The organism is Streptomyces tibetensis (assembly GCF_040647715.1).
Classification (GTDB): domain Bacteria; phylum Actinomycetota; class Actinomycetes; order Streptomycetales; family Streptomycetaceae; genus Streptomyces; species Streptomyces tibetensis_A.
In genome coordinates this window covers 28,824-41,337 of the sequence record NZ_JBEZCR010000014.1, presented here as the reverse complement: position 1 = coordinate 41,337, position 12,514 = coordinate 28,824, and the positions used below count along the sequence as shown (strand labels likewise).

General features: G+C 72.2%; 14 protein-coding genes. 5 read left to right on the top strand and 9 right to left on the bottom strand.

The features are described from left to right. The 3 genes from AB0B29_RS31370 to AB0B29_RS31360 are packed head-to-tail and all read right to left on the bottom strand — an operon-like array spanning position 1 to position 2,761. The gene (locus tag AB0B29_RS31370; protein ID WP_362245037.1) at positions 1-1,116 is read right to left on the bottom strand and encodes an AMP-binding protein; all 1,116 of its coding nucleotides are present in this window, start codon (positions 1,114-1,116) and stop codon (positions 1-3) included. Positions 1,117-1,162: 46 nt separating this feature from the next. Beyond that, on the bottom strand, positions 1,163-2,227 hold the full coding sequence (locus tag AB0B29_RS31365; RefSeq protein ID WP_362245035.1) for a 3-oxoacyl-[acyl-carrier-protein] synthase III C-terminal domain-containing protein: 1,065 nt from the start codon (positions 2,225-2,227) through the stop codon (positions 1,163-1,165). Positions 2,228-2,269: 42 nt separating this feature from the next. Further along, positions 2,270-2,761: an ester cyclase gene (locus AB0B29_RS31360; RefSeq protein WP_362245033.1), complete on the bottom strand. Its 492-nt coding sequence runs from the start codon at positions 2,759-2,761 to the stop codon at positions 2,270-2,272. Between the two features lie 463 nt (positions 2,762-3,224). Here AB0B29_RS31360 and AB0B29_RS31355 point away from each other — a divergent pair, with 463 nt between their 5' ends. From AB0B29_RS31355 to AB0B29_RS31340, 4 genes are all read left to right on the top strand, one after another. Next, positions 3,225-3,800: a TetR/AcrR family transcriptional regulator gene (locus AB0B29_RS31355; RefSeq protein WP_362245031.1), complete on the top strand. Its 576-nt coding sequence runs from the start codon at positions 3,225-3,227 to the stop codon at positions 3,798-3,800. Between the two features lie 172 nt (positions 3,801-3,972). Further along, entirely contained in the window at positions 3,973-4,719 is a 747-nt protein-coding gene (gene fabG / locus AB0B29_RS31350) for a 3-oxoacyl-ACP reductase FabG (protein ID WP_362245321.1), read from the top strand. Next, positions 4,716-5,426 (top strand): 4'-phosphopantetheinyl transferase family protein, encoded by a 711-nt coding sequence (locus tag AB0B29_RS31345; RefSeq protein WP_362245029.1) that lies wholly within the window; start codon positions 4,716-4,718, stop codon positions 5,424-5,426. Before fabG ends, AB0B29_RS31345 begins: the two co-directional genes overlap by 4 nt. A gap of 11 nt (positions 5,427-5,437) precedes the next feature. Then, positions 5,438-5,614, top strand: coding sequence for a hypothetical protein (locus AB0B29_RS31340; RefSeq protein ID WP_362245027.1), 177 nt, complete (start codon positions 5,438-5,440; stop codon positions 5,612-5,614). Between the two features lie 131 nt (positions 5,615-5,745). Here AB0B29_RS31340 and AB0B29_RS31335 read toward each other — a convergent pair whose 3' ends face one another. The 6 genes from AB0B29_RS31335 to AB0B29_RS31310 all read right to left on the bottom strand — a co-directional run bounded on the left by AB0B29_RS31335 (position 5,746) and on the right by AB0B29_RS31310 (position 11,305). Continuing rightward, a complete protein-coding gene (locus tag AB0B29_RS31335; RefSeq protein WP_362245025.1) occupies positions 5,746-6,342 on the bottom strand; it encodes an RNA polymerase sigma factor in 597 nt (198 codons plus the stop codon). A gap of 102 nt (positions 6,343-6,444) precedes the next feature. Next, the gene (locus tag AB0B29_RS31330) at positions 6,445-7,587 is read right to left on the bottom strand and encodes a beta-ketoacyl synthase N-terminal-like domain-containing protein (protein WP_362245023.1); all 1,143 of its coding nucleotides are present in this window, start codon (positions 7,585-7,587) and stop codon (positions 6,445-6,447) included. After that, entirely contained in the window at positions 7,584-8,807 is a 1,224-nt protein-coding gene (locus AB0B29_RS31325; RefSeq protein WP_362245021.1) for a beta-ketoacyl-[acyl-carrier-protein] synthase family protein, read from the bottom strand. The genes AB0B29_RS31330 and AB0B29_RS31325 overlap by 4 nt, the downstream gene beginning before the upstream one ends. Further along, positions 8,800-9,075 (bottom strand): acyl carrier protein, encoded by a 276-nt coding sequence (locus AB0B29_RS31320; RefSeq protein WP_362245019.1) that lies wholly within the window; start codon positions 9,073-9,075, stop codon positions 8,800-8,802. Before AB0B29_RS31320 ends, AB0B29_RS31325 begins: the two co-directional genes overlap by 8 nt. 83 nt (positions 9,076-9,158) lie before the next feature. Further along, entirely contained in the window at positions 9,159-10,439 is a 1,281-nt protein-coding gene (locus tag AB0B29_RS31315) for an NAD(P)/FAD-dependent oxidoreductase (protein WP_362245017.1), read from the bottom strand. After that, entirely contained in the window at positions 10,436-11,305 is an 870-nt protein-coding gene (locus AB0B29_RS31310) for an alpha/beta fold hydrolase (protein ID WP_362245015.1), read from the bottom strand. Before AB0B29_RS31310 ends, AB0B29_RS31315 begins: the two co-directional genes overlap by 4 nt. Positions 11,306-11,683: 378 nt before the next feature. On the opposite strand from AB0B29_RS31310, the gene AB0B29_RS31305 reads away from it, so the two are divergent. After that, positions 11,684-12,484 carry an AfsR/SARP family transcriptional regulator gene (locus AB0B29_RS31305; RefSeq protein ID WP_362245013.1) on the top strand — a complete coding sequence of 267 codons (801 nt, stop codon included), beginning with the start codon at positions 11,684-11,686 and terminating at the stop codon, positions 12,482-12,484. The last annotated feature ends 30 nt before the right edge of the window (positions 12,485-12,514 follow it).

Sequence of the window (12,514 nt, the reverse complement as noted above, 5' to 3'; positions counted from 1 at the left end):
TCAGTAGACCCCTTCGGTGACGCGCGTGCCCTCGAAGGTCTGCACCGGCGCGACGTCGGCCACCGCGTCACCGATGTGGCCGTCCTCGGCCGGGACCCGGATCGCGGTGTCGCGTTCCAGGTTGTTGGGGACGAGCGCGAACTTGGTGATGTGGTTCATGACGATCTGCCCGCGCTCGCCGTAGGGAACGGGCAGGCCCGTCCCGGGGTCGACGACCCGGAAGAACACGTACGGGGAGAACGGGTCGAAGGTCGCGAGGCCCGAGGGCTGTTCCTCCTTGCGCTCCACGGCGACGCTGAGGATCGTCGTGCTGCCGTAGCCGCCGACGATCGGAATGCCGGGGAACACCTCCTCGCGCAGGATGGCGCGGGTGTCCGGGTCCATGTGCGCCCCGCCCCAGGCGATGCGCTTGACCTTGGAGCGGACGAGCTCGACGAGTTCGGGACGTTCGGCGATCTTCGTCAGCAGGATCGGGATGGTCTGGATCATCCCGATGTCCTGGGTCGCGAGGATGTCGGCTGTCTGGTCGACGAGGTGGTCGACGTAGGCGCGCAGCTCGTCGGTCTGGCCGCGCTCGATGAGTTTCTTGACCCAGCGCGGGTCGATGTCGATGCTGAACCGCTTGCCCCCCAGGGCGTGCGACTGCCGGACGGTGACCTCGCCGATCATGTGCGGGCCGGACGGCGTCGTGGCGAGCAGGTTGATGCCCGAACCGCCGAGACCCGACGCGGCCTTGCGGCCCGCCCAGGCCAGGTAGCGGGTGAACCAGTCCTCGAACATGACGAACCGCTTGGGCCGGCCCGTCGTGCCGCCGCTCTCGAAGACGGCCGCGATCTTCGGCGACTCGCCGAGGCCACGCGGGACGATCTCCTCGGCGGGGATGTCGCGGAACTCGTCGACGACGTTGGGGAACAGGGCGAGATCGTCGGCGGACTTCACGTCGGTGAGCGGGTCGAAGTCCAGGGTGGCCTTGCGCTTCAGCCAGAACGGCGACCCCGTCTCCGGCCCGAAGTGCCACTGCATGAGCGTGCGCACGTACGCGTCGGCATCGGTGACGGTCTGCTGCAGCGGATCGACATCCAGGATCGACCAGTCGCGGGCGCCGGGGTCAGACATCACGGGTCCTTTCAAGAGGGTGGTGCGGGGTGGAGAGGATGGGGGATCAGGGGCGCGGGGCAGAGGGACCGAGCTTTTGCACGAGCGCGGCCGACCAGGTGAAGCCGCCGCCGCCCCCGACGACGAGGGCGTACTGCCCGTCGGCGACGATGCCGGTGCGCCGCAGGTGGTCCAGGTTCGCGAGGAAGTCGCCCGCGCCGAGATGGCCGGTCGTGTCGCGCTCGCAGTGCAGCGTCGGCGCGAGCCGGGGATCGATGGCCTCGGAGTACATGAGGTCGAGCACCTTGGGGCTCAGCCGGGGAAGCATGGTCGCGGCCACGTCGCCGATGCGGACACCGGCTCGTTCGATGACCCCGGCGACCAGTTCGCCGATGGTCTTGACCGCTGCGTCACGGAACTCGGCGGTCCCGCCTGAGCGTTGGAAGAAGGCGCGTTTGGTGGCCTTCACGTCGACGGCCGCCCGCAGGGCGTGGGGCGTGGTGCCGAAGGCGTCGCCCTCGCGGTACATGGCCTCGAACTGCGGCCGGGCGCGCGAGTCCAGGGCGAGTACGCCGAGGGCGGGCCCGGTCCCGCGGTCGGCCCGCGGGGAAAGGATCACGCAGGTGGCTCCGTCCCCGTACACGGTGTCGTAGTCGCCGGCCCACCGGTCGAAACCGTCTCCGCCGAAGGTGTCCGCCGTGGTCACCACGTTCAGGGCCGGTTCTCCGGGGGCCGCGGAGCGGACCCGTTCGACGGCGATGCCGAGTGCGGCGGCTCCGCCGTTGCACATCTGCCCGACGGACATCGGGACGCAGGCCTCGAACCCGGCCTCGTGTGCGACGAAGTGGGCGGGAGACCAGAAGTCGTGCCCCTGGTAGTAGGTGTGGGCGTGCAGCAGGTGCGCGACCTGGTCGGGTGCGGCGCCCGCCCTGGTGGCGGCGGCGCGTGCCGCCGCCGCGGCGAGTAACGGCGCCGGCTCGTCGGCGACATGGACCCGCGTCACGCCCAGCCGCTCGCGTTCGGACTCGGTGATGCGCCCCGATCGCACGGCGTCCTCGGCGGACTCCGTCGCCGGTGGGAGCACGACGGCGCTGCCGATCACGAAGGCGCCCGGCTCAGCCGGCGACGGCATGCGACTGCTCCTGTCGTGCTCCGGTTGCGAAGGCCGTTGTGTTCATCGGGCTCGGGCCCCCGCCGGGATCGTCGCGCCGAGCTGGCCGTACAGGTCGAGCTGGTCGTCGCTGAGCCAGTACTCGGCGATGCGCCGGTTCTCGAGCCGCAGGATGTCGACGCCGCAGAGGGACACCTCGGTGCCGGGCGGTGCGGTGGCCGTGGCGGGGACGCCGCCCTGCCATGTCCCGGTGAAGCGCCAGCGGGCCACGACGTACTCCTCGCCGACGAGCCAGGGTCCGAGTTCGGCGGCGAACCGTGCGCCCGGGCGGTAGCAGCTCCGGAAACCCTCGATCCAGCGCGTGACGTCGTCCCGGGTGGTCAACGACGCCGAGGGCGGCATCCCGAAGACCGGCAGGTGCACGCTCACGTCGTCGGCGATGAAATCGGCCGGGTCGGACCCCCCGGTGCCGTTCCACAGTCCCGTCCAGAATTCCCAGATCTTCTGCCCGAGGTCGGTCGGCTCATTTCCTGCCGAGCCTGGTGTGGGTCGCATCGTTCTTCTCCCCCTGCGCATCGCACGAACGGGTTGACGGCCGCGTAAGTCACATGACGCCTTGCGCGTCTCGTGACGGGAAGACGGATTTCCGGGGTGAATTCCTCGGGATTTCGGCGCATTCACGCTCGTCGGCCATTTCGATCCCCCAGCTCACGCCTCCCGGGAACGCCCTGCCGCGGCCGTGTGACCCCGGCGGGCGGCGACGGCCTGCCCCCGGCAGCATCGACCATAGCCCAGCCCGACCTTCGCCGCAACCCCTAAGTAAGTAGGTGCATACAACTGACTAGCCGCTCCGAACAGGTACTTGAGCTCATACGCAGCAGGTTAGTTAGCGCTAGCATCCAACATGTCCGCGCCACCGCCCGCCGGCGAGCCGGGCGCGGAGCCGGTGCCGACGTGTGACCCAAGCCGGGGAGCCGTACGCGCGGATGTGACACAATGAACTATGCAAAAAATCCGCATGTCAGCAGCGCAGCGACGAGCCCAGATTCTCGAGGTCGCCATGCTGGAGTTCTCCCGCACGGGACTCTTCGGCACCCCTGTCGATGTGATCGCCAAGGCGGCGGGTGTGACGCAGCCGTACGTTTTCCGGCTATTCGGCAGCAAGACGAAATTGTTCACCGAGTGCGTGCGCATTTCCTTCGCGCAGTCGACGGCCCGGATGCTCGACGCGGCCGAAGGACTGTCCGGTGTGAACGCGCTGGTGGCGATGGGAAACCAGTACCGGTCGAACCTGGAGAACAATCCCGATGTGCTGATCCAGGTCCAGGCCTTCGCGGCGTGCGCCAACGACGAGGTGCGCGAGGCGGTCCGGGAGTGTTACGGCGACCAGTGGCAGCAGCTGGCCAAGCGGGCCGGCGTGGATCCGGTGCAGATGAAGATCTACATGGCGCTGGGCCTGCTCCTGAACGACCTGACGATGATCGGTGCCAAGCCGGCCGCAGGTATGGACGAGCAGTGGGTGGAGGACGCCTACACCGTCATCGACGCATCGGTCTTCGCCGCTCTGGGGACCGTGCCCGACCCGGAGGCGTGAGCGCGCACGGTTTTCGCCCATCCCTGCCCGCGCGGTGTATCCACCGCCCTCTCCGCGGCCTCTGTACGGGGGCCGGCGGGACGACACCCTGACAGGACGTCCCCCGGTGACCGGACCGCAGGGGGCCTGAGCGGCCCCGTCGAGGGAACCGTACGTGGAGGGAACCGTGGCCATGCAGGACAGTCAGCGCCGTGTCGTCATCGTCTCGGGGGGCTCGCGCAGCATCGGACGCGCCGTCGCCGTCCAGCTCGCCGCCGAGGGGTACGACATCGCCTTCTGCGGCCGCAGCCGTTCCGCCGCCGCGGAGGAGACGGCCGAACTCGTCCGCGCGCAGGGAGCGGCCTGCTTCCACGCGCCGTGCGACGTCGCCGACCACCAGGCCGTGGAGACGTTCGTCAAGCAGGCGGAGCACGAACTCGGGCCCGTGTACGGCCTCGTGAACTCCGCGGGCATCGTCCGGGACAGCCATCTGGTGATGATGCCGGTCGAGGACTGGGGGGCGGTCATCGACACCAATCTCACGGGCACCTTCCACTTCTGCCGTACGGTCGGCTTCGGCATGCTCAAGCGGCGGGCGGGCGTCATCGTCAACATCTCGTCCGTGGCCGGTGTCTACGGTCATGCCACCCAGGCCAACTACTCGGCGTCCAAGGGCGGAGTGAACAGCCTGACCCGCACCCTCGCCAAGGAGCTGGCCCGGCAGGGCGTCCGGGTCAACGCCGTGGCCCCCGGGTTCATCGACACCGACATGACCGATGAGATGAGCGACAAGGCGCGCAAGGAGGCCGTCGCCGCGGTTCCGTTGCGCCGCTTCGGCACCGCGCAGGAAGTCGCCGACCTCACTGCGTTCCTGATGTCGGACAAGGCCGGCTACATCACCGGGCAGATCCTCCAGGTCGACGGCGGCGTGGCCCTGTGACCCCGGCGCGTGCCCGCCCACGGCCCGGCGAGCTGCACGTGTGGTGGCTGCCGGTGCCGCCGGGCGCGTCCCCGGGGCGGGCCGGCTCGGTGCTCGACGCGGCCGAGTCGGCGCGCGCCGAGCGGCTGCGCGAGCCGGAGAGCCGGAACCGTTTCGTGCTGGCCCACGCCGGGCTGCGGCTCCTGTGCGCCCGATATCTGGGCACCGGTCCCGGCGAGGTGGTCTTCGAGCGTGCGCCGTGCCCGCGCTGCGGGGCCGCCGGGCACGGCCGGCCCCGGGTGCGCGGCGGTACCGGCCCGGAGTTCTCCATGACGCATTCCGGAACCGCCGTCCTGTACGCGTTCGCGGCCGCCCCCGTGGGAGTCGATCTGGAGGCGGCACCGGCCCGGCCGGGACTCGAGCGGACCGTCGGCGGCTGGCTGCACCCCGGCGAACGACAGGTCCTCGACGCGCTCCCCGAGGCCGAACGCCCGGGCGCGTTCCTGCGGACGTGGGTGCGCAAGGAGGCCTACCTGAAGGGGCTCGGCACGGGCATCGCCCACGGCGTGGACGGCCGGCCCGGCTCGGACGACCCCGCGTGGACACTGCTGGACCTCGACGCGCCGGGCGGATTCGTCGCCGCCGCGGCCGTCCGCCACGGTGCTGCGGGCCCGTTGCTCAGCGGCACGCTGACGGTGTCGGCGGTGGCGAGGACGACCCGCCTGTGAGGAGGCGCGCGATGCGGCACGGCGGCGAGCCGGACCTCTCCGCGGACGAGGAGTGGCTGACGACGATGGTGCGGCAGGCAGTCGGGGAGGTCCCGCGGCGCCTGCAGACGGAGGTGGCGAACTGGGCTGCTCCGGACGCCACGCCCCGGCGCAGGCCGCCCCCGGGGCCGGACATGCGGGAGACCTGACGGGGTCCCACCTCGGTGTCGGCCGCGAGGCGGCATCAGTTCCGCGGCTGCGGCGAGCCGGCCGGCCCCGGACGCCACGCCCCGGCACAGGCCGCCCCCCGGGGCCGAAGACCGCGCAGGCGGTGACGGGGTCACACCTTCGCGGGGGTCGGGGCGTCCTGGGCGCTGAGCCGGTCGGCGAGGCGGCGCAGGGCGCGGGCTCGCAGCGGCCCCACGGAGCCGCGGGCGATGCCCAGCCGGCGGCTCACCTCGTCGTAGCCGGGCGCGGGGTCCGCGCTGAGCAAGGACAGCAGAGCGCGGTCCCGGGCGGGCAGGCCGGACAGTGCGACGAGGACCTCGGAGCGGCGCTCCCGCGAGAGCAGGGCACCCTCGGGTCCGTGCTCCGCGGCGGGACGGTCCAGGACCGAGCCGTCGCCGACCGGCACGTACCGGCCCGCCTTGCGGTATTGCCTGAGGCTCTCCCGCCGGGCGCAGGTCGTGATCCAGGCGGGGAAGCGGTGCGGGGAGTGCAGCCGGGCCAGACTCTGGTACACCCGCAGCCAGGTGAGCTGGTACACCTCCTCGCAGTCGGTGGGGTCGAGGCGGTGCGAGCGGGCCACCGTCCACACCAGGGGTGAGTACTGCTCGACGAGCGCCGCCCACGCCCGCTGGTCTCCCGAAAGGCAGTCGGCGACGAGTTCGGCGGGCGAGGCGGGGGCGGTGCGCGGGGCGTCACAGGTACGCGGCACGGGAGCGGTGTTTCCTTCCAGCCGTCGGGCGACGAGGCCGCCTTCGCCGGGCGGCGGGGTGCCGTGCCACGGCACGGCACCCTTCGAGGGATCTGCGGTACGTCAGACGGGGGCGCCCGACTCCAGGACCGCGCAGCCGACGTTGCCGTCCCGGGCCACGGCGGTGACCAGGGCGAGTTCGCCGGCCGGTGCGGTGGTGTGCCGCCACACGCCGAGCAGTCCGGCGATCTGCAGCACCCCCGCGGCGCCGAAGCACTCGCCGACCGACTCCTTCACACGGACGCCGCGGCCGGGTGTCCGTCCGCCCAGAGCCGCCCGCACCGCGCGTTCCTCGATGCGCTCCAGCCCCGTGAGGCCGGTGGCGCCGTACGACACCGCGCCGACCTCCTCGGGCCGCCGGCCGCAGCGCTCCAGGGCAGCGGTGACGACCGAGGCGAGCGCGTCGGCCAGCCGGCCGGGGGCGCCGTATCCCGTCTCGCAGGCGAGGATCCGGGCGAGCACCGGACGGCCGGCGTCGGAGGCCGTCGCCTCCTGCTCGACCATCAGCATGGCGGCGCCCTCCCCCACGGGCGCGTCGACACCGAGCGCGCCGGACAGGTGCCAGCCCCAGGCGCTCTGCGCGCAGAACTCCTCCACGCCGCCGACCAGGATGCGGTCGGCGTGTCCCTGACGCAGGGCGTTGCGCGCGTACCTGAGGGACTGGACGCCGGAGAGATGGCCGCCCGCGATCGTGGCGTTCACGCCGTGCAGTCCGTGCCGGATGGCGAGCTGGCCGGCCGCGCAGTTCATCACCGTGTTCGGGAAGAGGCTGGGGTTGACCAGATACGGCCGCTCCTGACGCAGGGTCTCCATGGAGAACTCGCTGGAGCTGCGGATGCTGCCGGTGCTGGTGCCCAGGACGACTCCCGAACGCTCCCCGGCCTGCCCGGGGTAGGTGTCGAGCGTCAACCGGCAGGCCACCAGGGCCAGTTTGGTCGTCCGGTCCAGATGCCGGGTGCCCTTGCGGCCGATCAGCTCGGCCACCGGCAGATCGGGGACGACCCGCACCGGGCGGGGCGGCAGGCTCTCCTCGCTCAGCCCCGCGGGGTCGGCGTGTCCGGCGAGGCCCTCGGCGACCGCGCGTCCGAGTGCCTCCAGTCCGATACCCGCGGCGCTCACCGCGCCGACCGCGGTGACGGCGAGGAGCGCGGCCGGCGGCAGCGGGCCGGCGGCCAGGGGGGCCGAAAGGGCTGCGGCCGAGGTCATGCGACCCTCCCGAGGATCGTGATGGCGTTGTTGCCGCCGAAGGCGAAGCCGTGGTTCTCGACGATCCGCGGCCGTGCCGTGCGGGCCCGGCCGGGGATCGGATCGACGCCCGGGCCGAGGTCGGGGTCGGTGCGCTCCACACCCGCGGTGGGCGGAAGGAAGCCGTCGTACAGCGCCCGGCAGCAGATGAGCGCGCCGAAGCCGCTGGCCGCTCCCATGGTGTGGCCGATCATGGACTTGATGGAGCTGATCGGCGGGAGCCGGTCCCCGAACACCTCGCGCGCGGCGGCGACTTCGGTGGCGTCGTTGGTGCGGGTGCCGGTGCCGTGGGCGCAGATGTAGTCGATCTGCCCGGGCTCGACCCCGGCGCTGCGATGGGCCGCGCGGATGCAGGCCGCGATGCTGGTCGGGTCGGGGTGCACCATGTGCTCGGCATCGCAGTTCACGCTGTAGCCCAGCACCTCGGCGTAGATCCGGGCGCCGCGCGCCACGGCCCGCTCGTACGGTTCGAGGAGCAGCGCGACCCCGCCCTCGGCGGTGAGGATGCCGCTGCGGTCGGCGTCGAAGGGGCGGCAGACCTCCTCGGCGAGGGCGCCGAGCCGGTAGAACCCGGCGTGCGCCCAGCGGTTGAGCGAGTCCGCGCCGCCCGCCAGCATGTACTCGGCGTCGCCGTCGGCGACCATGTCGAACGCGTAGCCCAGGGCGTAGTTGCTCGCCGAGCAGGCGGTGGCCAGGGTCAGCGCCTCACCGGTCAGGCCGAGTTCGCTGTTGACGGCGGCGGCGATCCGGCCGGCCGGCACCGAGCCGACCACATCCGATGGCAGGGCCTTGAGGCCGTCGGCGGCCCAGGCACCGACGAGTTCCTCGATGACGGCGGACTCGCCGCTCGTGGTGCCCATCACCGAGCCGGCCCGGGTGCGGGCCAGGTCGTCGGCGGCCAGTCCCGCGTCCTGGACCGCGAGCCGGGCGGCCGAGGCCGCGAACTGGCCGCTGCGGCCCCAGTGCGCGGGGTCGATGCGCTCCAGCCACCGGCGGGGGTCGAAGTCGTGGACCTCACCGGCGTGGACGTGCGGGAAGCCGCTGGGGTCGAAGGACCGTACGGGAGAGGTGGTCCGTCGCCCGGCCCGGATGGACGCGGTGAACGCGTCCGCTCCGATGCCCGCGCTGCTCACCGCGCCGAGGCCGGTGACGACCACCCGGCGTGCGCCGCGCTCAGACATCGCGGGTCTCCTTCAGGCTTCGGGACACCACGGCGCGCACTCCGTCGAGGTTGGTCATCTCGGTCAGGTCGTCCTGCGGAATGGTGACGCCGAGGTCCTTCTCGATGCGGGCGAGGATCTCGATGGCGAGCAGCGAGTCGGCGTCGTGGTCGTCGATGAAGCTGCTGGTGTCGGTGAGCTCCTCGGGCTCCAGCTCCAGGACCTCGATGACGATCGCGCGGAGGACTGCGTCCTGCTCGGCGGTGAGGACGGAAGCGGTGCTGGTCATGATGGCTGCCTTTCGTGACAGGAGCGTGGTGTGGTGCGTGCGGAAGGCGTCGTGACGGACCGGGCCCGGGCGGGCGGCGGGGGTCAGCGCAGCGGGCCCGCGTCGGCCATCGCCGGGCGGGCGGCGGTGCCGCGGTGGCGGAGGTTGACCGCGGAAGCCCGGGCCAGGGCCACCGGGTTGAGGAACCGCAGCGGGCCGATGAGGCGGGAGGCGAACATGTGCATGTGCCGGGCCATGTCCTCGTCGCGGGCCGCGGCCGAGAACATCAGCCGCTCGAAGGGGTTGAACGGACGGGACTTGGCGTAGTCGGCCGCGAGGTGCTGGTGCCCGGCCAGGGCCTTGCGGTGCCGGCGCCGGTAGGCGTCGAGGGCCGCGGAGAGGTCCCCGCGTCCGGTCACCGCGTCACCCACCGTCTCGGCGAGCCACTGCCCGGACTGCAGGGCCCAGCCGCAGCCGACGCCCCAGAGTGGGTCGCCGCACAGGGCGGCGTCGCCGATGAGGGCGACACCGGGCGCGGTCGGACGCCTGCTGTGCAGGGGGTAGTTGACCGTGCCGGTGATCTTGGTGATGCGCTGGGCGAGGTCGATCGGCGGTGCCTGCGGCAGGTCCCGGACGAACTGCAGGAAGCTGCCCTCGAGATCGTCGCGGAAGGCGGGGAGGCGCTTCTTGTCGGGGATGACGGCGACCACCGTCACGCCGTCGTCGTTGGGCATGGCGTAGGCCATGTCCGGCTCCAGGAACCAGGAGTGGGTGATGCCGTCCTTGAGCGGGAGGTCCCGGAAGTGCGCGAAGTAGCTGAAGCGGCCGTTGACGTGGGTGCGGCCGGGCACGCCCGCGAGCCGGGCGACGGCCGAGTCCTTGCCGTCGGCGCCGACGACGAGCCGGGCGCGGATCTCGCTCTCGCCCTCGTCCCGGTGGGTGACGCGCACGCCCACCGCACGGCCGTCCTCCTTCACCAGACCGGTCACGGCGTGCCCGAGCAGCAGGTCGACGCCGGGGGTCTCGGCCGCACGGCCGCGCATCATCGGGTCGAGCGTGCTGCGCCGCACGTTGTAGGCGTACGGCAGCTCCGGGCCGCCGGGGGACGCCTTGGGTTCGATCCAGCCCCAACGGGTGTACCAGCGGGCCTCGTTGCGTACCGCGCCCGCCTTCTCCAGTTCCCCGATCAGGTCGAGGTCGGCGAGCACCGGGTAGGCGCACGGCTGCAGGTAGTGGGTGCACAGCACCTTGTGGGCGGCGGGGTCGGAGCGGCGCTCCAGCAGGGCGACCCGGGCTCCGCGCCGGGCCAGCAGGATGGCGGCGGTGGTGCCCGCGATACTGGCTCCGCTGATGACGACGTCGTAGGAACGTTTCTGCAGGGTCATGCGCTGAGTGCCTCCGTGTCGGGCTCGTACAGGCCGAGCCGGCCGAGGAATTCGACGATGTGCGCCGCGACCGCCTCCGGCGCCTGGACCTGGCAGAAGTGCCCGAAGGACGGGTCCTGCGTGGCCTCGGCCGCGGGGAGGCGCCGCAGGAGTTCGCGCACCGCCTCCGGCGGCGCGGACGGGTCGTGCTGACCGCTGACCAGGCGCACCGGGGAGGTGATCCGGTGCAGCGGGAGGTCGGCCGTGCGGGCGAGGGCGGCGTAGAACTGCAGGAAGCCCTGCGGTTCCACGCGCTCGCGGACCTTGCCGGTCATCGCCTCGACGATGTCCGCGGGCACGGTGGCGGCGCGCCGTCCGAGCCGGGCGCGCAGCCCCTCGCCGAGCACACCGCGGAAGCGCCGCAGGGCCTCCGCGTAGAACTCCGGGTCCAGGGGCCGGTCGTGCGGCCGGTAGACCGGGGCGACGAGGACGGCGGGCGGCTGGTGGAAGGCCGGCCGGCGGGCGAGCAGGTCCAGCAGGGTCGTCGCGCCGAACGAGTGGGCGACGATCGTTTCCGGCCGGTCCGGCACCAGGGCAAGGGCCTTTTCCAGCCAGAGAGCCGGTCCGCCCTCGTCCGCCCAGCGGTGGGACGAACCGGAGGACCAGGGCAGTTGGAGGGCGTAGAGACGCAGGTGCGGGGGGAGTCGCCGGGCCAGGGGCGACCAGGTGTCGGGGCCGTCCTCGAAGCCGTGCACCAGCACGAGGGCCGGCGCGCCGGGAGAGGTCGAGGGCCGCTCCAGCACGCGTAACGGCTCGCTGCCCACCACACGCTCGGTGACCAGCCGCCATGCCCCACCTTTCGGTGAGCCGTGGTCTGCCAACAGCACTCGCATCACTCCTAGAGCGGGTCCCGGGAGGCGTCCCGGCGGGATCGGACGCGGCCAAAGCTACGAAGTCCGCTCGCCGGTGCGGGAGTTGCGTAGCGTGATCGTGGAGCCACGCTTTAGAACGGCTTTGGAACCCCCTGCGGAAGCAGCAGCTCCACTTGAAGGGTGTGCCAGATGAGTGTGGTTTTCCGGAAGTTCACCCGGCCGTGCCAAGAAGGAGTCAAGGGCGGGGAAACCGGCCCGGGCGGGAAGCGGGCAATGCCACAGTGCGGCCAGAGTCAAGACTTGGTCACCCGGCCGATCGTCGTTGACAGCCAACAAGCGGATTTCTAGGCTCGACTAAGTGGTAAGTAACCACTAATCAAAACGGGGGGCACCATGGACATTTGCATTCTCGGACCATTCGAAGCACGCATATCGGGCAGAAGACTCACGCCCACCGCGGCCAAGCCCGCCAAGCTGCTCGCCCTGCTGGCCGTCGAAAAGGGCCGCACGGTCGCGCTGGACGACTGCATACGCGAGCTCTGGCCCGGCCGCGTGCCCCGCACGGCCAACGCCGCGATCCACACCTACGTCAGCAAGATCCGCGAGACACTCACCGCCGCCGCGCCCGGCACGGACCCCAAGTCGGTCCTCAGGACCCGGCCGGGCGGATACATCCTGACCCCGCACACCTGGAGCAGCGACCAGGACGAGTTCGGGCGGCTGACCGAGCGCGGGCACCGGGCCGCGGCCGCGGGTGACGACGTGGCGGCCTCCGCCCAGTTCCGGCGCGCCCTCGCGCTCTGGAAGGGCACGGTGCTGTCCAACCTGGAGGCAGGCCCCCTGCTGGAGCTGCGCCGCACCGAGCTGGAGGAGCGCCGCAAGGCCGCCTACGAACGATGCGTCGCGGCGGAGTTGCGCCTGGGCCGGCACTACGAACTGCTGGGTGAGCTGGTCGCCCAGGCGGCTGCCGACCGGACGAACGAACAGCTCCACGCCCACCTGATGCTCGCCCTCTACCGCGTCGGGCGGCGCGTCCAGGCCCTTCGGGTCTACCGCGATCTGCGCCACCAGCTCGTGAAGGAACTCGGCCTGGAACCCTCCCCCGGCATCCAGGCCCTCCAGCGCGCGATCCTCGCCGCGGACCGCTCCCTCCACCACGGCTGGACTCCCGCGCAGGACCGCAGGACGGCGTAGGCCCACGGCAGACCGCACCCCGGGCGCGGC